This is a genomic window from Candidatus Thiodiazotropha endolucinida (assembly GCF_001715975.1).
Taxonomy (GTDB): domain Bacteria; phylum Pseudomonadota; class Gammaproteobacteria; order Chromatiales; family Chromatiaceae; genus Thiodiazotropha; species Thiodiazotropha endolucinida.
In genome coordinates this window covers 153,114-175,453 of sequence record NZ_MARB01000007.1, presented here as the reverse complement: position 1 = coordinate 175,453, position 22,340 = coordinate 153,114, and the positions used below count along the sequence as shown (strand labels likewise).

Annotated in this window: 14 protein-coding genes; 1 reads left to right on the top strand and 13 read right to left on the bottom strand. The window is 51.2% G+C overall.

Annotated features, from left to right (window positions below):
* From CODIS_RS07980 to gspD, 7 genes are all read right to left on the bottom strand, one after another.
* Positions 1-879, bottom strand: a complete 879-nt coding sequence (locus CODIS_RS07980; RefSeq protein WP_083220621.1) for a type II secretion system minor pseudopilin — start codon at positions 877-879, stop codon at positions 1-3.
* Positions 879-1,598: a prepilin-type N-terminal cleavage/methylation domain-containing protein gene (locus CODIS_RS07975; RefSeq protein ID WP_069123594.1), complete on the bottom strand. Its 720-nt coding sequence runs from the start codon at positions 1,596-1,598 to the stop codon at positions 879-881. Before CODIS_RS07975 ends, CODIS_RS07980 begins: the two co-directional genes overlap by 1 nt.
* Complete coding sequence (locus tag CODIS_RS07970) at positions 1,585-1,983, bottom strand: type IV pilus modification PilV family protein (RefSeq protein WP_069123590.1); 399 nt, start codon at positions 1,981-1,983, stop codon at positions 1,585-1,587. Before CODIS_RS07970 ends, CODIS_RS07975 begins: the two co-directional genes overlap by 14 nt.
* Positions 1,964-2,470, bottom strand: coding sequence for a prepilin-type N-terminal cleavage/methylation domain-containing protein (locus tag CODIS_RS07965; RefSeq protein ID WP_069123581.1), 507 nt, complete (start codon positions 2,468-2,470; stop codon positions 1,964-1,966). The genes CODIS_RS07970 and CODIS_RS07965 overlap by 20 nt, the downstream gene beginning before the upstream one ends.
* A gap of 7 nt (positions 2,471-2,477) precedes the next feature.
* On the bottom strand, positions 2,478-3,698 hold the full coding sequence (locus CODIS_RS07960) for a type II secretion system F family protein (RefSeq protein WP_069123577.1): 1,221 nt from the start codon (positions 3,696-3,698) through the stop codon (positions 2,478-2,480).
* A 2-nt stretch (positions 3,699-3,700) separates the two neighbouring features.
* Positions 3,701-5,446, bottom strand: coding sequence for a type II secretion system ATPase GspE (gene gspE, locus CODIS_RS07955; RefSeq protein WP_069123574.1), 1,746 nt, complete (start codon positions 5,444-5,446; stop codon positions 3,701-3,703).
* A 104-nt stretch (positions 5,447-5,550) separates the two neighbouring features.
* Positions 5,551-7,776, bottom strand: a complete 2,226-nt coding sequence (gene gspD, locus CODIS_RS07950; protein ID WP_162420172.1) for a type II secretion system secretin GspD — start codon at positions 7,774-7,776, stop codon at positions 5,551-5,553.
* A gap of 506 nt (positions 7,777-8,282) precedes the next feature.
* Between gspD and CODIS_RS07945 the strand changes: the two genes are divergently transcribed.
* Positions 8,283-11,216 (top strand): Calx-beta domain-containing protein, encoded by a 2,934-nt coding sequence (locus CODIS_RS07945; protein ID WP_069123573.1) that lies wholly within the window; start codon positions 8,283-8,285, stop codon positions 11,214-11,216.
* Positions 11,217-11,237: 21 nt separating this feature from the next.
* Here CODIS_RS07945 and CODIS_RS07940 read toward each other — a convergent pair whose 3' ends face one another.
* The 6 genes from CODIS_RS07940 to CODIS_RS07915 all read right to left on the bottom strand — a co-directional run bounded on the left by CODIS_RS07940 (position 11,238) and on the right by CODIS_RS07915 (position 22,332).
* Complete coding sequence (locus CODIS_RS07940; RefSeq protein WP_069123572.1) at positions 11,238-12,638, bottom strand: sensor histidine kinase; 1,401 nt, start codon at positions 12,636-12,638, stop codon at positions 11,238-11,240.
* A 39-nt stretch (positions 12,639-12,677) separates the two neighbouring features.
* Positions 12,678-14,312, bottom strand: a complete 1,635-nt coding sequence (locus CODIS_RS07935; protein WP_069123570.1) for an ABC transporter substrate-binding protein — start codon at positions 14,310-14,312, stop codon at positions 12,678-12,680.
* Positions 14,312-15,103, bottom strand: a complete 792-nt coding sequence (locus CODIS_RS07930) for an SCO family protein (RefSeq protein WP_069123567.1) — start codon at positions 15,101-15,103, stop codon at positions 14,312-14,314. The genes CODIS_RS07935 and CODIS_RS07930 overlap by 1 nt, the downstream gene beginning before the upstream one ends.
* A gap of 37 nt (positions 15,104-15,140) precedes the next feature.
* The gene (locus CODIS_RS07925) at positions 15,141-18,320 is read right to left on the bottom strand and encodes a Calx-beta domain-containing protein (protein WP_069123564.1); all 3,180 of its coding nucleotides are present in this window, start codon (positions 18,318-18,320) and stop codon (positions 15,141-15,143) included.
* A gap of 20 nt (positions 18,321-18,340) precedes the next feature.
* A complete protein-coding gene (locus CODIS_RS07920) occupies positions 18,341-18,937 on the bottom strand; it encodes a hypothetical protein (protein ID WP_069123560.1) in 597 nt (198 codons plus the stop codon).
* A gap of 74 nt (positions 18,938-19,011) precedes the next feature.
* Positions 19,012-22,332 (bottom strand): Ig-like domain-containing protein, encoded by a 3,321-nt coding sequence (locus CODIS_RS07915; protein ID WP_069123557.1) that lies wholly within the window; start codon positions 22,330-22,332, stop codon positions 19,012-19,014.
* Between the last annotated feature and the right edge of the window lie 8 nt (positions 22,333-22,340).

Genomic DNA, 22,340 nt, shown 5'->3' with positions numbered 1-22,340 from the left:
TCATAACGAATCGTGCCAGGAACGAATCGAATAAGGTATCCTGTCTTGACTTCTCAGGTCGATATCAACCAACAATTGAGTTCTTGCACCCTGTGATGAAGACGCTTCAACCTGTATACGGTAGGCAGAACCAACAGCTTGGCCATCATCCTCTTCCATCTCGAGATCAGCCAGGTCACTGTCGATGTAATCGCTAACATCCGCCAGTATTTCACCTGTCGCTTCCTTACCTTTCAGCAGCGAGACCAACCCCTCCGGCGCATAGCGTAAATCCACATTTTGTGTATTGGAATAGAGGGTGATATAGGGACGTAAGCGCTCTACCTTGTCTGCATCAAATCCCAATACATAAGCGAGCTCATCAATACTCACAAAGTCACGACCCGCTGTGGTATAAGGATGGCCGGCACTCCTGTAATCCGCATCCTCAGCGCCATTGAGATGACGTAAATCATCGCCGTCACGCCAGTCAACCAGGCGATCGGCAAGCACCTCTCGATCTTGAATGTCTTCAGTTATCAATGCAAACAGATTGACCAAATACTCTCTTGGCGCCCTGTTCAGATCGAGTAGACCGGATGAGTTGCGGATGGATATGTTGACATTGCCAAGATCGGATTCAAGCTGATGGATTTGACCATTGCTGCTCCATCGTTGCGCCGCATCTTTGACCATCAGTTCAAGAATTGCCCGATTAACGCCACTCTCCGCCAGCAACCTTGAATGAAGCGCATCAATTGCATTGCCTGTTAATCTGGACTCGACCTTGGAATGGGTGGAAAAACTGGCGGCGACGATGGTCAGCAGGGCGACCAGCCATAGCACCAGCACGAGTGCAAAGCCATTCTGACCGGAATGTGGCCCCCTCTCCTTCATCATCACTGTCGTTGTACAATCATGGGATATTTTTGGTGGATTCGAAAATAGTGTTCCTGGGTTCCATCCTCATCGCCTGGATAACGCAGGCTCAAACGGATCAAATCTGGATAGCGTGTCGAGCCGGCTTCCCAACTGTCGAACCAACCAGCAGTTTCCCGCTCCTGTTTACTGCCGAAGTATGAAAACTCAACCTCTTCCAACCCGCTCATCAGGACGCGACGTGATCCATTCCCAGGCAGCGTCAGTTGCGAAGCATTCGGATCGAGCGGAGTAAAATAGAGCACCAGGCTGATTCCCTGCTCATAAGCATTTTCCTGTACCAGAAGATATTCGAACAACCCACCGGCCCTGTGCTGTTGCGGGGCCTTTGAAAGGAAATGAAGTTGTCGCGCCTCCCCGGTCAGGGCCAATACACGCTGTTTCTGATCCCGCCAGACCAGTGGCACAAGGTGCTGAATCATGGAAGTGATTCTCTTTTGTATCAAGTGCTCCTCAAGCACAGCGTCACTATGCTCAGTCAAACTCTCCCAGCCTTTGAGATTGATAAACAGCATTGTCACTGAGGTTGTCATGATGACTGCCAACAATAACATCGCAACCATAACTTCCAGCAGCGTGAAGCCTCCACTGCGATGGCCTGCCACATTCACAACCCCATCCACATCGGTCAAAACGATGCGTGGCCGTTTTGCAGCAACAGTTCGCTTAGGGTTTATCATATACAAGACCAATGCATGTGAATGTCAGCCTCCTTTCACCACCAGGGGCTTCCCAAGCGATAGCGAAGGTCTCTTCCACGGGCTGTAGAGGTACCGCCAGTTTTTTCTCGACTGACCAGCCACCATAGGGCTGTCGCAGATAGTGCCATCTGAACCCACCCTGTTCGCTCCCCTGTTCATTCAGGTTGCTGTTGCTTCGATCGACAGCCATTTGATCCAGTCTTGATTCGGCTATCTGGACAGCCTTGAGATAGTCAGTCGTAACCTGGTGGTTGCGCAGGGTAGTGGCGTTGATCCTGAGAATCACGCTCATGGTCATGCTTAGAATGACAAACGCCACCAGCACCTCGATCAACGACATGCCTTCAGACTTGGTATGGGGCATTCGCTTTAAGCTCTTCGGGATCTAAGACCCGGACCCGGCTTGTCAGCCAGTCCACAGCAATGGCGAAGCGTTGTCCGCCGTTATCGAGAATCAAAATACCTCCAGTCGAGCTGCCATCCGGAAAGAATTCGAATACCAGAATCGGAGCTCCATCTATCCCTATGTCAGATTCTTTCTGAGCAAATTGTAACCCATCGGGCAGTTGTCGTACTTCACCACTGTTGACGTGATCACTTTGGTAGGCATTGTTGTGGAGGTCGAACTGCACCTTCGAGGGCACACCGGTAATGATTGCAGTCTGCTGGATATAACGGATCTCCTGGGCCAGATCCCGCGTAGCGGCCTTGAGTTTGAGCGAAGGGAATGCCCTCTCGAACAGTGGTGGTGTCAGGCTGACCAGCATTGCCAATATCACCAGTGCCAACATGACTTCGATCAGGGTGAAACCCTTGCCGGATGTCTGCGTGTCACTGAATTTCGCGTTCATTCCTGCCTCACAACGCAACCAGTGAATTCACACCCAGGATGGCAACCAGAATCGACATCACCACACCCGCGATGATCAGGCCCAATACCAGGATCATTACCGGTTCCACCAGACTCAACGCACGCTTGATCAGGGTCTGTGTCTCCTGGTCGAGGATCTCGGCGGTCTGCATCAACATCGGTTCCAGCTGTCCGGACTCCTCGCCTACCCGGATCATCTGCAAGGCGAACAGGGGGAACTGGGCATGCTCTGTGAGCGGATCGGCCAATCTTCGGCCTGATTTCAGCTGGTTTACGACCTGATCCATGCCATCGGCAATCACATGATTACTGATGGTATCTTTCACGATTGCCACGGATCTCAGCAATGGCACGCCATTCTCAAGCAAGGTACCAAGGGTTCGGCAGAAACGGGCTGCTTCAACCTGCTTGATGATGGGACCGACGACGGGCAGCACAAGCAGTCTGGCATGCCATCGCTTGGCGCTAACCCTGCGGCTCATCTGCCACTTGAAAAAGAAGATCAGGAGTATCACCGCCAGGGCCAATACCCAGCCGTAGTCCTGAAGAAATCCGGCGATACCCATGGTGATGCGTGTCGACATGGGAAGGGCCTGCCCCATATCACTGAACAGTTCGCTGAATTGGGGTATCACATAAGTCAGCAGAATCAGAATCGAAGTGATCGCGACAAACAGCAGGATCGCAGGGTAGATCAACGCGGATATCAGTGAACTGCGCACCTCTTTGGCACGCTCCAAATGCAGTGCCAATCGGGCCAGGACACCCTCCAGCGCTCCACCGGATTCCCCCGCCCTTACCATCTGCACATAGAAATTATTGAACAGCGTCCCCTCTTTCGCCAATGCATCGGCAAACGAATTACCGCTTTTCAGACTGTCCCGAATGCTGGTCAGATGCTGGCTGAACAGTGATTCCTCACCGGCGATGGAGATAAGTATCGCCAGTGCACCATCCAGGGGTTGCCCCGATTTCAGCAGTGTCGCCAATTCCCGGGTAAATGATGCGATCTGTTCAGCAGAGACCGATTTGCGCTGAAAGCTTCTGCGTGGCGCGCCTCGGTTCTTTTGCCGACTCTCCTCGATACGAATCGGCACCTGTCCATTGAGGTGGATCTGGTTAACGGCATGATCGCGGCTGACCGCCTGCAGCTCTCCCTCCACGACCTTGCCGTCTGCATCGACAGCCTTATATAGGAACGCGGCCATGCTCAGCTCTCCTGAGTGACTCGTAGCACCTCTTCAAGGGTGGTGATGCCCCGCATCACTTTTTGAACGCCGTCCTCATACATGGTACGGGCACCCTCGCGTCTCGCGCACTCAGCCAACACATTCTTATCCCCACCCTGGAGAATCAGTGAGCGCAATCCTTCCGATAGCTCGATCATTTCAATGATTGCGCTACGACCTCGATAACCGCTGCCGCTGCAGTGTTCACAACCGACAGCCCGGTAAAGGGTGGCGCGGCCGGGGAATGTTTCGAAACGCGCCGCCACTTCCGGCGGCGGATCGTAGGGTGCTTTGCAATCGGGACAGAGATTTCGCACCAGACGCTGAGCTACAAGGGGATTTACCGTTGAGGTCAGCAGGAATGGCTCGATCCCCATGTCAATGAACCGGGTGATACTGCCCGCGGCATCATTGGTATGCAGCGAGGAGAGAACCAGGTGGCCGGTGAGGGCCGATTGCACTGCAATCTGGGCTGTCTCCTGGTCACGAATCTCGCCAATCATAATGATATCCGGGTCCTGGCGCACGATCGAGCGTAGCGCCGAACTGAAATCCAGGCCAATATTCGGTTTGACCTGGATCTGGTTGACCCCTTCGATGTTGTATTCCACCGGATCCTCGACAGTCAGGATCTTTCTTTGCGGCCGATTGAGATAGTTGAGTGCGGCGTAGAGGGAGGTGGTCTTGCCGCTGCCGGTGGGGCCGGTCACCACCACGACGCCATGGGGACGATCCAGTATCTCCAAGAGCCGCTTCTCAATCGTGCTATCGAAACCAAGGCTGGCAAAGTCAAGATTGACATGATCCCGCTGTAACAGCCTGAGTACCATACTCTCACCATGCAGCGTCGGCACCGTGGAGACACGCATATCGAGGGTGGAACCGTGGACCCTGACCTTGAAGCGCCCATCCTGCGGCAGACGGCGTTCCGCAATATTGAGATTGGCCATGATTTTTATGCGCGAGATCAATGCCGGAGCCAGGTTGACGGAGGGCGTTTCGGTTTCCCGCAGCAGTCCGTCAACCCGGTAACGAATCTTCAGACTGTTTTCGAAAGGTTCGATATGGATATCGGATGCCTTCGTAGTGACCGCCCGCTGGATGATCTGGTTAACCATCTTGATGACAGGCGCTTCACTGGCAAGCTCCTTGAGCTGCTCGACATCGTCGAGCAGCAGTTGGTGTTCCATGCCCGCATCGTTTTCCCCACCCTCTTCCCTGAGCTTTTCACTGAACAGGGTCTGGATCACCTCGTCGATTTCGGAGGCGATACCGATGGCCAACCTGATCTGTTTGCCGCTGATCAGTTCCAGCGCATCGATGACATACCGGTCGGTGGGATCGACCATGATCGCCACCAGATGATCCTCCTGCTCCTCATAGACAATCAGGCGATGTTCCTTGAGGAAATTGGAAGAGATATTGTCGCTGATATGGGAAAGATCGGGATAGGCCTTTGCCTCGATGAGGGGGACTTCACACAGCGTCGACAGAGTGATGGCAAGATCCCGGTCCGAGATCAGTCCCAGCTGTAACAGGATGGTGCCGATCGACTGGTCACTCTGCTGGTTATCTCTCAGACGAACCGCACGCTCGGCATCGGCGGTATTGAGTCGTCCGCCCTCCACCAGGGCGATGCATAGCGGGTACTCCATATAGCTGAGTGCACCGATATCATCCTCAGGGGAGAGATTCTCCTTGGCTATCGGGCTAATCTCCTGTCTCACAACGCATGACCTCTCAGGTGGCTGGTTGGACTCAATATGCCTGTCGGTCAATGCCGTTCAGCACTCCCAGGTGGAAAAAGCATGAGTCACCAGTTCTTTGTCGATTACTTGCTGGATGCCCGACGCCGTTGAAAGTCATCATGAAACAGGGTGGCGTCGCGTATCTTTTCTCGCAGTTCCTGAGATATATCGTAGGCCTCTTGCGGATTCCGTACCACCTTTGGTGTCAATGTCACGATCAACTCGGTGCGGCTTATGTCCTTGGTGGTGCTGCCGAAGAGGTTGCCGACGACGGGGAGATGCATCAAACCGGGGATCCCAGTTCTGCCGCCTGAGCTGCTTTCACGAATCAAACCACCCAGCACAACAGTCTGCCCATCGTGAACGATGACGGTGCTCTCGATGGTACGCTGGGAGATTGAGACATTGCCACCGCCGCCAATGGCCGGGGCGGTACCGGGGGTACTGACCTCCTGGCTGACCTCCAAAGTCACCATACCCCCTTCGTTGATGCGCGGCGTGACCTGCAGCAGGGTACCCGTATCGCGGAACTGCACCTCGGAAACAATGGGGGCATCCGGATCGATAGTACTCTGTGACGAACGAGTCACAATGGGTATCTGGTCACCCACCCGGAAGCTTGCTGTCTGGTTGTCTATCACCATGATCTGGGGTGCGGAGAGAAACTTCACCGAGGATTCATTCTCCAGAATATCGAAGAAGACCTTTAGATCGTTGGCACTATTGAACAATCCCAGTGAAAAACCGTCGCCACCGGAGACATCCCCGGGCAGACTCCCCAATGCGCCTTTATAGGGGCGCCCGCTCCCTGTGGAACCATTGAAGAACCAACGTACGCCATAGCTCAGGTTATCGCTCAATTGCACCTCGGCAATGGTCGCTTCGATGAGCACCTGCTTGGGCGAAACATCCAGACGACTGATCGTCGCCTTGATCTTCTGATAGTCCTTCGGGCTCGCCATCACCAGGATGGCATTGTTATCCGGGTCGGCAATGATGGTCGCCGTGGCATCCGATCCTTTTTGCGCCACCTGTCTAGAGATACTGGTGCTTGCTACCGCTGCCGTAGCTGCTGCAGGCTGATCCTTGGTGAGAACTGCCTCACTGTCGGCATTACTGTTCTTCAAATCGATTCCGGTCGCTGTGGGAGCGCGCACATTCGAGCGTAGTAGCGGGTCACTGCTGCTTAATCCCACACTTGGGGAAGGTGCTGAAACCTCATTACCGAATATATTCTGCAGAATCGCGGCAATATTCTCCGCTTTTCCGTTTTTCAGGTGATAGACGTAAAGCCGGCGGTCGGGAGATTTGTCACTGCCCTGGTCAAACTGGCTGATCAATCTGCGCACATCCTTGATATATCTGGGTTGCTGACTGATCACCATGACCGCATTCAGGCGATCGATGGGAATCAGCTTGATCATTCCAGCCAATGGCGACCCATCGCCATCTCCAACCAGATGCTTGAGTTCTTCGGTAATGGTTTTGGCGTCAGTGGCCTTGAGCGGTATCAGCGCAAATGACATACCACTGAGCCAGTCCACATCAAACATTTCGATGGTCTGCAACAGATTGTTGATCTGTTGATAGGAGCCTGTAAGGATTAACAGATTCCTGCCTTTGTCCACCCGAATCTGCTCTGCCGGGGAGGCAAAGCTTTCCAAAACCTTCTTCATTTCAACGGCTGTGATGTACCTCAATGGTACGATCTGTACACCCTGACCCGCTTTCATCTTCGCGTTACCCTGACCAACCGAGGGTTTCAGGGCCATACTCTTCAGATCAGCCGCGGGCAGAATCTTATAGAGTGCGCCGTTACGCACCATCACGGCACCGTTCATCTGCAGAATGGTCTCGAGAATCGGTAATACCGCATCGGTGCTGACCGGGTAGGTCGTATGGATGGTTACCTGACCCTGTACCTTGTCATCGATTAGATAGTTTTCCCGCAGTATCTCCTCAAAGACCACCTTGACCACTTCGCGCAGATCCACTGCCTCAAAGTTGAGTGTTATGTCGCCACGGGCCGGTTGAGTCTGTTTTTTACCTGACTTTCCAGATTTAATGAATCTACCGCTACCCTCACGAACAAAGTACTCCGGTTCCTTCACTGCCTGTTGCGAGAGTACCAGCTCCTGTTCATCATCGCCGCCGGAGGTCGTGATTGACGGTCTCTCTGCTGGATAGGGAGCAATCAGTCTGCCAGCATCTGTTTGGTTGATTTCGGGTTGCTGGGCGCATGATACCAACAATATGGACAATACCATTGGCAATAACCGAGTCAGCAGATTGGGTTCACTCTTGCTCATCTGATTTCCAGTAGTTCCACAAAACTTCCATATCCTAATCGAGGCACATAGGACTGAATATGGCTTCATACAATAACAGCAGATTTACAAGATTAATGAGATTGATGGGAGGATGTATTTCTGCATGGGGTGATTTCATACCTTTAATGGATAAAAACCCTACCATGGGTTCTACTGTCTCTATCACCCAGCCTCCAGATCGTGCTCAAAGTGTATGAACTACCTGTTAAATGAATAGGATAATCAATCCTATAGTAGCCAAATCAGCTTTCCAAGAAGCGTTTTAAGTGTGTTTGGTCTATGTTTCCGACACAAAAAAAATTTAGGATTCTACTGCCTCAACTGTTCAGTCATGGTAGTAACATACCTAATCAACAGGTAGTAGTAACACGCATTAAAGTATGAGGTATTAAGGAATATAGTTGATAATCAGATGATTTTATTCATATTTTACCCATCGATTCCCATACTGGGGAAATAAACGCGCCATCAGGCGACTGGCAAACATGCTTAAGCGATTATTCACTGCCGTAATCTTGGCGGGACTGTTCTATCAGCCCGTGCTGAATGGTGCCGCAGGATTAACCGCCGATGTTGATAAACTTGTGGCACAGGTTGATCTCACATCCCGTGTCCCGGTCATTGTAAAATTCAAAAAAAGCATTAATATCCATGGCTTGCGTAGATCTATTAGCAAAAAACATCAATATGAACCGGCAATCATTAAGTCACAGTCGAGACAAAAAAAGCAATTACGCAGAAGGCTGTTGACCGGCCTGCAGGACCAGCTCATCAAGCCAAAGGCAAAACTCGCCAAAATATTGCGTGATCACGGTGTAAAAACTCGCCTGAAATCACTTTGGGTCATCAACGCTGTCGCCTTGGACCTGCCAGCCAATCTGGTGGATGAGATCGCCGCCATGCCAGAGGTGGAACGGATCACAGTCGATATGCAGTTGACCATGAGTGATGACAGGGTCGAAGGCCTGACGACAGATCCGCTGTGGAATCTCATCACCATCAACACCGAGCAGCTCTGGCAGCAGGGAATCGATGGCGATGGCGTCACAGTCGCCATCATGGACTCCGGCGTTGAGCTCAATCACCCGGATCTTATCGAAAAATGGCGCGGGGGGACTAACAGTTGGTTCGACCCCTATCAACAGAATGAACTACCTGCCGATATGGTGGGCCACGGTACACAGGCGCTCGGCATCATACTGGGCGGTGATGAGAGCGGTTATCAAATCGGCATGGCACCTGAGGCCAAGTGGATAGCGGCAAAGATCTTCGACAACGCCAATGAGTCAACACTGAGCGCGATTCATGAGTCGTTTCAGTGGCTACTCGATCCGGACGGTGATCCACTGACCGATGACGCGCCCGACCTGGTCAACAATTCTTGGGGCTTTTCCACAACCATCAATGAGTGTTTCCAGGAATTCAGTGAAGACATCAAGCTGCTGCGGGAGGCCGACATTGGTGTCGTATTTTCCGCCGGCAACTTCGGTCCATCCACTGAATCCAGTATCAGTCCAGCCAACGATCCAGGTGCGCTCTCCGTTGGATCGGTGGATCAGTCCAACGAGATAGAACTGCTCAGCAGCCGTGGGCCAGGCGCCTGTGACGGCGGCGTTTTCCCCAAGCTGGCCGCACCCGGCAGCCTGATCTTTACCGCAGACCTGCTGCCCAACGCCTATAACATCGTCTCCGGCACTTCATTCGCCGCACCCCATGTAACCGGAGCCATGGCACTGCTTAAAAGTGCGTTTCCCGATGCCACACTTTCCCAGATCGAAACCACACTCTATGACTCTGCTCTCGATTTAGGCGAGGCAGGTACAGACGATAGCTTCGGTTACGGCCTGCTGGACGTAGCTGCGGCACATGCACTCCTCGAGAGTAACTTCGGATCCAATGAAAACAGCCGCATCGAGTTCAATGAATCACTCTTTTCCGTGGATGAAAATACACAGAAACTGATAGTCACTGTGAGGCGTTCAGGCGGGAGCAAAGGAGAGGCCAGCGTCGACTACACAACGATTGAAGACGAGGCAAAACAGGGCCGTGACTACGCCATCAGCAAGGGCACACTGCAATTCAATGACGGAGAAACGCTACGCAGTTTCGAGGTATTCATCCATGATGATGACCTGGATGAAGAGAATGAATCCTTCTACGTCGCACTATCCAATGTGGATGGCAATGCCACGCTTGGAGAGGATTTGGAGGCAGAGGTCATTATTCTGGACAATGACGGCACAGGGGCCATTTCATTTGGCGCTGTCGCATATGCCGTCAACGAATCGAAACAGCAGGCAATCATCGATCTGATTCGCACGGGAGGCAGCACAGGCATTGTTGATGTGGAGTATCAGCTACTGGCGAAAAGCGCTGCTGCCGATATCGATTTTGTTGCCGATAACGGGACGATACGCTTCCAACCGGGAGAGACGCAAAAGGAGATACATGTCGAATTGGTCGATGATACTCTGCATGAAGACAATGAGACTTTTCAGATTATCCTTACAGCAGTCAGCGAGGACGCATCGATAGCGGAACCCGCCTCCACCACGGTCACAATTCTCGATAATGATCCGGATATTGAGACTGTTACGATCTATCTGGATGCGGTCAGTTATGATGTCAATGAGTCGAGTAATCAAGTCTTCTTGACAGTGATTCGATCGGGTGATCTTGAGACCAGTGCATCTGTTAAATATAAGACCATCGACGGTTCAGCCATAAAGGATAGTGACTACGTTGACACCAGCGGCACCCTGACTTTTCCGGCCGGAGTGACACGTCGAACAATAGCGATTGAGATAATTAACGATGGTCTATACGAGGAGGAGAGCAGTTTTACACTGGTACTCTCCGATGCAAGCGGCAATGCCACCATCACCACGCCATCTGCTGCGATTGTCAGAATCATAGATGATGACGCCCTGCCCTTCGTCTCAATTCACTCATCCCCAGGCCATAGCAGCGGCGGACTCCCTTCCCGTTTTTCCAGCAACAGAGAAGCGTTGGAACAGGACCCCATACAAAATCAGACTCGCAGTCGTAGTGACCGCAGTTCATCCCTCAAGATCTTCGATCTTTCACTGCGTGGTTATGACAGTAGCGCCTTGTTGGACAGACTAGGCCTGCAAGCGCCAGAGGCGTCTGTGACAACTCAACCAAGGGACGGCGACGCTGAAAAGCATGCGGAAGATAACAAGAAATCAGAGTGCGGTAGCACTGCCATCTCTGCCGATCCGGGGGCCTGCGGCTCCGACAATGAGAAAGAAACTGCTGCTCCAGCAGACTCCAAGGATGTCCAAACGGTGGCAGAATTCCCAGAAGTGGATGCGGATAGTACAACCGGCGATGCTGCTCCTCAAGCAACGAGTGACGCCCCCTTAGGGAACAGCTCTGAATCGTCTCCACCACAGTGACTTCGTATCCTTACCAGTCACTCAGAAAGTCCATATTGATTTCACCTCAATCGTGTCGTCGTACTTGGGCATTCTCGAGAACTCTCCACCAGAGAGGATCGTTCGCTCCTCCATCATGGTCAGATAGTCAGGCAACTCTTCTCTGTAAAGAATGTCAATCTTTTCACTGGTAAGCACTACCTTCATACAGAGGCCGCCTAACACCCGATCGAACCGAATCTGCACCTTGGCAGTCAGTTTTTGCTCAAAACAGATGGCATGTAATATGTCTTTAACCAGACGATACAGAATTGACTTACGTTCCGAAGAAATATCATCTTCCTCAAGTCCAAATTCAATTTCAACCTCCAGACCTGTTGTCTCGGTATGACACTCTGAAACCACTGAGTTGAGGGCAGCCTTAAGACCAAAATCGTCGAGACTCGGTGGGCGCAGGTCCATAGCAACCGCCCTGATTTTTTGAGCTGCATTCTGCAGCATCGGCACGATTTCCGTGGAGAGTTGATCGACTTCGCCCTCCTTTTCCTGCTGACTAAGACTCAGTATGTATTTTTCCAGCTGCATCTTGACACCGGACAGGGTCTGCACCACATCTTCATGGAGATCAAAGGCTATGCGCTTTTTCTCATCCTCCTGGGCATTGATCATCTTGGCAGTGAGAAATTCGAGCAGTACCTTCTTTTCTCTTGTGATTCGATTCTGATCTTCAATGATGCGCTCAGATCGTTTAATGTGCATCAGCAAGAAAGTGTAGAGAAACAGCATCAGCAGCAACGTCGTCAACATCAGAACAATGATTGTCCTCATTGCATGACTGACATAACCGCTGATGTCGTAATAGATCTCCATAACTCCCAATACTGGTGAATTTTCATCTACCCGTATTGGCACATATGTCTGTACCAGGTTAACGTCCCTGTCATTGTCACTGAAGATAGTGAAACTATCACGATAGTTTAAGACAGTCCTCGGATAACCCGACATCGCTGTCTTAAAACCATCGTTATCCTCATCTTCTTCAGCGTAGGCTGAAGGCTTTGATGAGTAAGCTACACGCCCGTTTACATCGTACAGCTTTATCCTGTCAACATTGGTATCCTTTATCATTTTACGTATCGCACGCGCAAGCAATGGGTCGAATGGCATCTCACCCGGTTTCTTTTTATTTAGCTTGATAAGATTCAGATACATCACAAAGTGATCATTAAGCGCATACTCAGTGGCAATAGTCAGCGACTCGTTGCTCTGTTTTGCAGTGTCTTGAATGATGCGTGATGATTCGTAGCGAAACAGGAGAAGAATAATTGCGGCTATCAGGATGATGGCAATGAAACTTGTGATACCGTAACGTTTGGCTAGCTGATAATCGTAGCTATATACATTGGTATTTGTTGGAGTGTTTTTGTCTAATTCCGACACCATTATTCTCCGACAAGACTATATTGCATGTCTAACAATCCATTACGGCGCAATCCATTCGGTAATATTCCGTATTCCTCCTTTTCCGTCAAGTTTTGCGATATAGTAACCCCGGGATACAAACCGCTGATCTGGCGCCATACTTACTCTTGGATATATCGAAGTATAGGGCAGATCGTCAATCATGTGCTCGATTTTTTCAATAAAGTAGTCTCGATAGAAATAACCACGGATATGTTTCACGGCATCTCCAACCACCTTTAATGCAAAATAGGCATTCGCTTGAATCTCTTTTGCATTAGGGTCGTATATTCTCTTAGCTCTAAACCAGCCTGTTGAGTGCATCAGCAGCCTGTTTGTCTTATCAGGCATTTCTGACGTATGAACAAACACAAGAGAATTCGCTAAATCATTCGGTATGCGGCTACTGTCATGGCCGTAATGTAAGGTCGAGAGTATTATCGGTGGCCTATTTTTCTGTTGGCTCGCTCCATTAATAAGCTGGTCGGACTTTCCCCGGTCGAGCCATAAAACAACGGCACGCTCACTATCCAATTCAGGTAGCAACTGCGAAGAATCGCTCGGGTCCCTGACTACAACATCATTTACCACAAGACCGTTTTTTTCCAGTTCCTTACGAAGTGAATCAGCACTCGCCAGGCTTAATTGAGATGATTTGTCGATAAACTGGATAACGCTTTTCACGGAAAGGGTTTTAGTAATATAGGATGCAACCGCTTCAGCCTCATGGACTGCACCTTTAGTCAGATATATGGTGTAGAAATCAGTTTCATCGATTACAGGTAAAGATGTGGTGGGGAAGAGACATGGAATAGTCTCGCGTTCACAAAACTCATGAACAAGTTCCCACCCTGATGGAACAATTCCATTGATCAAAGCAAATACTGGTTGTTTTTGATAGTAATCAGCCAACTGGCCGGGCCAACTCTCTTTTTCACCCCTCAACTCCCACGTATGAATTTGCCATTTTCGATAGGGCTTGAACAACCACTCCTTGTGCCATGGAGCATTCTTCGCCCTTTTGCTTTCATATCTTGTTTCGATATTCTTTTGTAAAACATACTGCTCCATAACGTCCTGCAGCGCCTTATTCTTCTCCATGCTGTTTGACGATAATACGATTGTTGCGAAATGTATTGTATCTTCGGTAACACCTGGTGACGCTGTTTGTGACAGCGTATCGAGATACACCATCAAGCCATCCAGCGTCTCGTCATCAATATCGTACCTTGGCATAAACGGATCCAACGGCTTACCATTGGCATCTATACCGTCCCTGATTGCCGTCATCAGAGTTTCCCTCGTATAACCTTCACGGAATACAGGAGGCTCCGGGGGCTTGCTAACCGGTATTTTTAGCGGTTTGAACAGCACATTCCCCGCAACAGCCGGTACAACCTGCTGGCCTTCCGTTGATCCCATGCCGCTCTTCCTGTGGCAGGTTTCACATATCAACTGATCACCTTCTACCGTAATGTCTCCCTGGATTGTGGCTTTCACCAGCTTGCCATTTGGCTGAAGTCCTTCGGTGTAGAACTGTTTTCCTAATGTATAGGCACGCGAGTCGATATCCGCGTCATTCATGGACAGTGTGGAATAGAGACTGGCTGTGATAAAGAAACTGAGATAAGCAAGCCGCTTAAAGTTTATTTTCATTACTTTCCTGCTGTAATTGTTTTACGGTATTCCTTTACGATATCTTCTGCGCTTGCAAGCCCGCTTATTCTGACCCAGGATTGTTCGTTTTGTTTACGTATGAGAGTAATGGGTTCGTGGTTCATTTTGGAGCCACGAAAGATATCGAACGCTTTTTCAACCTTCACGACGTCGTTATACGTACCGGTGTAGAACTGCCACTGGTTACCCGCTTTGAACTTCCGTGCATATTTCATCAGTTGCTCTGGCGTATCATAGTCTGGATCGATGGTAATCGAGATCATCGAAATGGAATCACTCTCATCACCCATGATCTCTTGAACTTGATGAAAACTTGCGGATAACACAGGACAGATCGTGGTGCAGGTCGTGAAGATGAAATTCAACATCACCGGCTTATCCGTATCAAGCAATTCCGGGAGACGTCCTTTTTCACCACGATGGGAAATCAGCTGTACATCGGGAATCGTATAGTCAGCTGTATGCAGCTGATAATCATTGCTCATCATCATCCTTCTATGGTGGGCATGCTCATCGTGTCCTTGATCACCCGAACTGGCCAGCATTTCAAAGCGTTCACCCAGGGTTTTGCTTTTTCCCGGCCGCGTGATGCAATCCAGTTTGAAGGGGGGGGTAAAGCCCTCTCCCGTTTCGGCCCGTTTTGCAATACTTGGCAGTTCATCAGCATGAGTGTTGAACGAGATCAACGATATCATCGGGAGCAATAATACCGCTGGCATGATTCGTTTGTACCACTGTAGTGTTGCTGTATCCCGTACATCGTTAAACATTGTTACTGCTCCACAAATCGGTAATTAACCGCCGGTATTACTTATTCCTGCCTGATGAACATGCCGTGCAAACACGGAATCCCCGTAACCGAAGGTAGTATATTGCACACAGCATCAACAACATCAGAAATGATCCCATGCTGCCACCACCGCCGCCACCGCCTGAATCTGATTCATCATCAATAATTGTCAGGGTCAAAGTACCGCTGTTACTATCAATGACAGCCGTACCAATGGCATTGGCCAGTGCAAAAGTAATCGTTCTGTTCCCATCTGTGACAGTATTGTCCAGAATTTCAACAGTGATGGTCTTCTCCGTCTCACCATTGGCAAACCGCACGGTTCCGGTGGTTACGTTGTAGTCTGTACCCGCAACTGCATCACTTGAGCTTGCTGACAAATCAACCGAAATTTCACCGCTTACCGTGACACTGCGTGTGATGGTGATATTCACACTACCGGCAGTTTCATTGGCGGACAGGGAACCTGTCGAAAAGCCCAGTATCGCAGAGGCGGACTGTGCCTCGTCGTCCGATATAGTAATAAAGGACTCACTCAAGGCACCCAGCACTGCTCCACCCTGCACATTGGCGAGCACCAAACGGATACGCTCGTCCTGCTCTAACAGACTGTCATCGACAATTGTGACCTCGAATGTTTTGCTACCCGACTCACCATTGGCAAAGTTTACGGTACCCGTAGCAAAAACATAATCGGACGATGCCGTGGCGCTGTCATCCAGTGTTGCATAATCAACAGAGATTGCACCGCTCGTACCACCACTCCGGGTTACTGTAACGCTAATACTGGTGCCGGTTTCATCAACGCTATAACTATTCGTCGAAAAGTCGAGTGCACCCGCTGCGGGTGGATCGTCGTCATCGGCAATTGTGATAACAGATGATGCTGGGTCACCGAGAGTTACTCCAAATGGGTCTGAGAGCTGAAGACTCAGGTTTTCGGTTCCTTCAAAAAAGGCATCATCATTGATGAAAATCTCGAAACTTTGTGAAACCTCACCGTCAGCGAATGCCAGAGTGCCACTAGCCACAGCATAGTCCGCACCTGCAATCGCTGTACCATCGCTGGTGATATAGTTGACTTGTGCAGCACCCGTACTGCCGCCTTGACGCTCAACGCTCACGGTAATACTGCCATCCAACTCATCTGCAAAATATTCACTCGCGGTGAAGACCAGGGCACCCGTAGCGGGAGCCGATTCATTATCGAGGATGGTCAGTTGTGCTGTGTCTGCCGAACCGGTCACAGCACCCCCGGTAGGATTGCTTAAAACAAGCGAAACAGTTTCATCACCTTCGTAAATCGCATCGTCCAAGAGCGTAACCTGGAAACTGACACTGGTGACGCCAGCGGCGAAATTGATAGTGCCACTGGCCGATGTGTAGTCGCTACCGGCTGTGGCAGTCCCATCCACAGTGGCGTAATCAACGTTGACCGATCCGCTACTGCCGCCACTCCGGGAAACCGTAATGCTGGCTGTCGAACCACCCTCTGTCAGCTGGTAACTTGTCTGGTCGAACTGAAGGCTCCCGGCCGCAGGGACCGGATCATTGTCTTCGATTGTGACTGTCGTGGATGAAGTGGTTCCCAGTACCGCACCATTTGTGGGAGAGCTGAGAGTCACCAGTAAGGTTTCATCATTTTCATAGCTACTGTCGTCTACGATGGGTATGCGGCAGTTTTGAATAACTTCACCATTGGCAAAACTTACCGTATTCTGTGTTGCCGTATAGTCATTGCCGGCGGTGGCACTGGAATCGGAGGTTGTACAGACAACACTTACAGCCCCCATGCTGCCGCTAATTCGAACGACCGGTAACGCTATCTCCGAGCCGTTCTCGGCGACACTATAGGTAGATCCGCTGAACTGGATACTCCCCATGGCCGGTGACGCTTCGTTGTCAATAATGGAGACTTCGGCAATATCGCGATCACCCAGCATCACTGAGACCGGATTGCTTAAATTGAGAACAATCGACTCCGTACCCTCTTGCAGGGCGTCGTCTGTAATGGCGATATCAAAAGTGCCGCTAACCTGGCCGTCAATGAATGCCAAAGTACCGGAAGTAGCGTTGTAGTCGCTGCCGCCGATCGCCGTGCCGTCACTGATCGCATAATCGATTGTACCGCTTCCTTCGCTGCCTCCACTACGCTGTATCGTGACCGACAGCGTACCGGCATCTTCGTTCACGCGATAACTGCTGCCACTGAACTCGACGCTTCCTGCAGGGCGCACGTCATTCTCGATAATAGTCAGGGTGGCATTATTCAGGACACCGACATCGGTTCCGGTGAGCAACAGCCCTACTGTCTCATCGCCCTCGAAGACGGCATCGTCCAGTATATTTATGGTGATCTGTTTACTCGTCTCCCCATCGGCGAAGTCAAGTGTACCTGAAACTGCTGTAAAGTCCTGACCGGCTGTCGCAGTGCCGTCAGCCGTGGTTGCATAATCTATGGACAGCGCACCTGTTGTTCCGCCGCTGCGGCTCACCGTGACGGCAACTGACCCCGCATTCTCATTGACCGAATAGTTGGCACTGCTGAATTGCAGGTCCTGACCGGGAAAAGCGCCGGCTTGGGCTGCAATGGTAAAGTCATCCGAAAAGAAGGTCTTGACTTCATTGCCTACTTCATCGGCTGTTTCCACCAACAGTGTGCTGAATCCTCCATCGTCGATAAAACCGAGAAACTTCCAATCGAAGACTGTGGCTTGCGCACCTGTAAAATCGACCACATCGCCATTCGTGGTGAATGCGAGTTTTGCACCATTGGAACTTCTGAACCATCCGCCGACACCATACAGAGTAATGCCATTGGCCGTCAGGGTGATCTTATCGGGAGTCAGATGGGTGCTCGTATCGTCAACGGCGAACATCAGATATTCACCCTCATGCACATCACCACCGCCCATACTGGTTTGGATGCCTGCAACACCGGTTGAACTGCCCCCCCATGTCAGGTTCTGGTTGGTCACACTGAACACTGTTGTATTACGTGAGCTCGTCCAGGCATCACCTTCAAAGCTTTCACCGGTTAAATCCACCGTGACAGACTGCAGGGCAGCCAGGTCCTGAATGTACTGCGCCTCTGCGTTTGCGTCGCAGCAGTAGACAGTGACCGCCGCATTGCTCTGCAGCGACACGCCTGCCATAAGCAGGATTAGAAGGCGAAGGAGAGATTTAATATTACGCATAACGACATCTCATGGTGGAATTAGTGAACGATCAAATGTTCGGCCTTGAAGTCGCCGATAACCATGGTCACTTTCTCACCTGACTTCACATGGGCATCCGGATTCCCGAATACCATATAGTATGTTCTGTTAGGTTTGATGTTCTGGCCCCGATTGGTCGTTCTGAACGCGCCCACCTTGGCCGCCATGGGTATTGGTAGTTTAGCATTGGAACGCTCAACCACCAGGTGTGGTTTGACCCTTTGATCGAAAAAGTTCTTTGATTTCTCCACATTCAAAACACGAAATCGAAAATCGATCATGTAGCCTGCGGCAGTCAATCTCAAGCTGATCAATCTGATACCCCACTTGTCGGCGATCTCATTCGCCAGATCAGAGGAAACCATTTCAGGCTGAATGATCTTATGCGCCACGGGTGGTTTCCATTTTGCGACAGCTGTTTGTCCGGCTGCCTTATTCGGCAACATTTTTTCAGCACCGTTGGCTATCGCAGAAGTCAGCATAAACAGAATAGTGAGGCACAGTAACAACACGAAAATCAAAATAATCGGGTTGCCCTGGGGTAAAAACTCTTCATCCCGTGTTTGGGCGCTGCTTTTTCTCTCGTCAACTTTCATAGGCTATTGTTTCTAAGTTCAAAAACAAGAAAACCGCCACACCCCAAAATTGGGGTGTGGCGGTTTTTACTCAGTTATGGTTGTACATGAATCGGTACATTGTCATAGGTGTAGATAATAGTACCACCAACTCCATCGTCGACGTGGGCCTCTATGCGCAACCTGTCGTTGGCCTGATCGATATCACCGCGTGGTCCGGTGCTGCCGACGTTATCGATGTGGATTCTCCAGTTGTCCACATTGAAGACCGTGCCCATATCATTATTCGGGTTGATGTCGGCCGGGGTATTGATCGGAATAGGATCGGTGACACCCTGCCTGATGATAAAGGCGAAGATCGAACTACCCGGCGGAATCACCGTGGGATCGACATTACCGGTGATACGCCAGTCGTCGTTGTCCGGATTTCCGGCGAGACCGCCATCTTCCCGCAAATTGAACTCCGACTTCTTCACGCCGAGATAGCGTACCAGGCTGACCTGGGCGACATTACTGGTGTTGCCACCGTCATTGGTGAACTGATACTCCAGTGTACCGATGGTGCCCATTGCCATATCCTCGATTACCAGAGTGACTTCACCCGATGCCGCAATCTCAGGAGAGAGATTATCAGGATCATTCACTTCGGTAGCAGTCGGATTGGTTCCGGTTCCCAGATCGTTATCCAGTGCGCTGGCCGTGACGTAAGTGGTACTGACCAATTCACCGTTTTCTGCGGTGAGTTCTGTCACCGACGGCGCATCAAGGATAAAGGTATCGTTGACTGCCGTGGCCGTGGTTTGCGGATTGACCGTGATGTTGACGCTAACCGCAGCACTGTCCACCAGACCATCATTGGCGACATAGCTGAAGGTATCCGAACCGTCCACGGTACCCGGATCACAAACACCCGTCAGTGTGCTGTTCCAGCCAATCTGGGGCTCGTAAGTAAAGGAGCCGTCCGAATTCAGCGTCAGGGTACCGCAGCTGGGACCACTACCGGCCACCAGACTCGCTGTAAGGGCCTGGCCATCCACATCCGTGTCGTTAACCAACACACCGGGAGCGGCTTCATTGAGAATGCTGCTTTCGGTCATGCTGTAACTGTCGGCAACAGCCACGGATGCCTCATTGCCAACCGTGATGGTCACCGTGGCCGGTAGGCTCTCGTTGGGGGTAGGCGCACTGTCATCGCTGGCGATGTAAGTGAAGGTATCCGCGCCGGAGAATCCTGCAGGCGGTGTATAAGTGAAAGAGCCGTCTGCATTCAACACCACGGTGCCGCCTTCCGTAGTCGTACCGGGCGGTGTGGGACCGTCAAAGGCCGCAGTCATCGGCTGCCCCTGCGGTTCGGTATCGTTCGACAGGACACCCTGATCGACAGCCACCACCAAGTCAGTATCCACAATGGCCATATAGTTGTCGTCGATGACTTCAGGTGCTTCGGTACTTACCGGATCAACGGTAATGGTAACGGTTCCTGTGATCTTGTCGTCATACGCTGTAACACCCGTCTGGTTGCCGACTGTATTTATATCGTCGAGGGCTACATAGTCAAAAGTAACCACGACTGAGTCAGGTCCCGGCACACCGTCCGTAGGTGGCGTAAAGGTACATTCACCGTTCGCTGCGCATACAAGCGCTCCCTCTGTCGCAGGATCCAAATCGGTTACAGGATCAAATGGGGGTGAATACGAGAAGTTCAGTACATCACCCGGCTCATTATTGACTGCGCCATCCAAAGCGTTGAAAAGCAACTCTGTCGCAGCATCCGTCACTAACGCATGGTCAGCCGCTGTGGGTGCCTCATTGCGCAGATAATCCAGGGTGACGGTTGCCAAACCGCTTGTCAGACTCCCGTCAGTCACATCGTAATCAAAGTTGGTAGAAGCAATGGTTGCTGGTGTTGCATGAAAGGTCTCGGTACCGCCCGCAGGTCCTGTATAGCCGTACTCTACCGAACAAGATGTATCGCCAGCATTACAGAACGCATCGATGGTTATCGCAACGTCGCCGTATTGCTGGTTAGGCGTTAGAGTAGACGCAAGGGTCAGCGGATCGTTATTGATGTCACTGTCATTGGCGATGACATCCAAGAGAAATGCAACAGGTGTCGCTTCAGTATCACTGCTCAGGAGTTCAGGGTATTCAACGGTAAACTGATCAGCCACGGCCACCGGCGCCTGGTTGGTGCCGGGTGCAACACCCAGTTTCCTGAACATACCGCCGACGGTATCCTCAGCGCCCGTGGCTTCGTTGGCGGTGGGGTTGGTCATATAACCGTTGCCGTCATAGATGGAATAGACCCCCTGCACAGCCGGAGTGACAATCACATCCTTTGTCTTCAGCGGCGGCAAGCCGATCGAGTACTGCTCAATGGGTGCAGCCGTTTCAGTAGCTGCGGCGCCGCTCACACCGGCCTGCCACATATACTGCATGCCGTCCTCACCATGGATTGTGCCGTAGAGCCCCTGGAAGACCGGGACATGATTTTCGGTTGCCGCACTGGCGAAACGCATCAAATTGCTTTGATTGACGTCTATACCGGTAATGGTATTGGCACCCACGGCGTTAATCGTCCCGGTCGGATCATAAGGCTCGCCATTGATCAAAAACCAGGTGGGATGACGCTCGATCGCTGTCTCCAACGGCGGGTATGCCGCGTAAGCCGGATCATAGGGTGCGACCACGGATTTGTTGAACTCAGGATCGATATCGCTGTAGAAAAGTGTGGTATCGCTGTTGTAAGTGACGCCGGGATAGACCTCGCCTGCAACGGAGTCACGCGTGACCATGCCAAAGAGCCCCATGTAGAGTTGCTTTTGGGGATGTGTGCCGGTGTGGTAAATGAAACTGCCCGAATTCGTTATAGGATTGTTCCGGTTATTGTTCCAGACATACGCCCGTCTACCGCCATTGCGATTCGCTTCACGGCCATAAGAGCGCATCTTCAAGGTTGTATCGCCGGCTGGGCGTCCCCCGGTAATGGCATTGCCACCGAACGGACCGTCCCAAGTGGGACCGTTATCGGCCGCTGAGTAAGGCAACTCCTGCCCTGGGATCACAATGGATGTCGGCTCAGGCAATGTATTAGTCAAATAAATCCGCAATGCCGTATCGGTCGGCGGTATATCCAGCCTCGGGCCGGGCGCCACAGGATCAGGCAGACTGTCGACACAGGTGCGTCGCGCAGGCGCTGGTGTTGTTTCATAACAATCACCTCTGCCGGAACTATCGTTATCCGGATCGATGACATAACCCCACATGGGAACAACGCTTCCATCCGGCATAGTCTTGGAGTACGCCTTTGTGGCCAGGGTGTAGTCGATAGCACCTGCTTGTCCGGCTGCCATGGCTAATGCACAGGCGGCGACGATGGGTTTGATTCTAAGCTTCATGATTGTTGACCTTTTCATGTTCGTGC

Excerpts from the sequence above, each read along its gene's own strand:
- CODIS_RS07980 (WP_083220621.1), bottom strand. The coding sequence starts at position 879 with ATGATGAAGGAGAGGGGGCCACATTCCGGTCAGAATGGCTTTGCACTC.
- CODIS_RS07975 (WP_069123594.1), bottom strand. The coding sequence starts at position 1,598 with ATGATAAACCCTAAGCGAACTGTTGCTGCAAAACGGCCACGCATCGTT.
- CODIS_RS07970 (WP_069123590.1), bottom strand. The coding sequence starts at position 1,983 with ATGCCCCATACCAAGTCTGAAGGCATGTCGTTGATCGAGGTGCTGGTG.
- CODIS_RS07965 (WP_069123581.1), bottom strand. The coding sequence starts at position 2,470 with ATGAACGCGAAATTCAGTGACACGCAGACATCCGGCAAGGGTTTCACC.
- CODIS_RS07960 (WP_069123577.1), bottom strand. The coding sequence starts at position 3,698 with ATGGCCGCGTTCCTATATAAGGCTGTCGATGCAGACGGCAAGGTCGTG.
- gspD (WP_162420172.1), bottom strand. The coding sequence starts at position 7,776 with ATGAGCAAGAGTGAACCCAATCTGCTGACTCGGTTATTGCCAATGGTA.
- CODIS_RS07945 (WP_069123573.1), top strand. The coding sequence starts at position 8,283 with ATGCTTAAGCGATTATTCACTGCCGTAATCTTGGCGGGACTGTTCTAT.
- CODIS_RS07940 (WP_069123572.1), bottom strand. The coding sequence starts at position 12,638 with ATGGTGTCGGAATTAGACAAAAACACTCCAACAAATACCAATGTATAT.
- CODIS_RS07935 (WP_069123570.1), bottom strand. The coding sequence starts at position 14,312 with ATGAAAATAAACTTTAAGCGGCTTGCTTATCTCAGTTTCTTTATCACA.
- CODIS_RS07930 (WP_069123567.1), bottom strand. The coding sequence starts at position 15,103 with ATGTTTAACGATGTACGGGATACAGCAACACTACAGTGGTACAAACGA.
- CODIS_RS07925 (WP_069123564.1), bottom strand. The coding sequence starts at position 18,320 with ATGCGTAATATTAAATCTCTCCTTCGCCTTCTAATCCTGCTTATGGCA.
- CODIS_RS07920 (WP_069123560.1), bottom strand. The coding sequence starts at position 18,937 with ATGAAAGTTGACGAGAGAAAAAGCAGCGCCCAAACACGGGATGAAGAG.
- CODIS_RS07915 (WP_069123557.1), bottom strand. The coding sequence starts at position 22,332 with ATGAAAAGGTCAACAATCATGAAGCTTAGAATCAAACCCATCGTCGCC.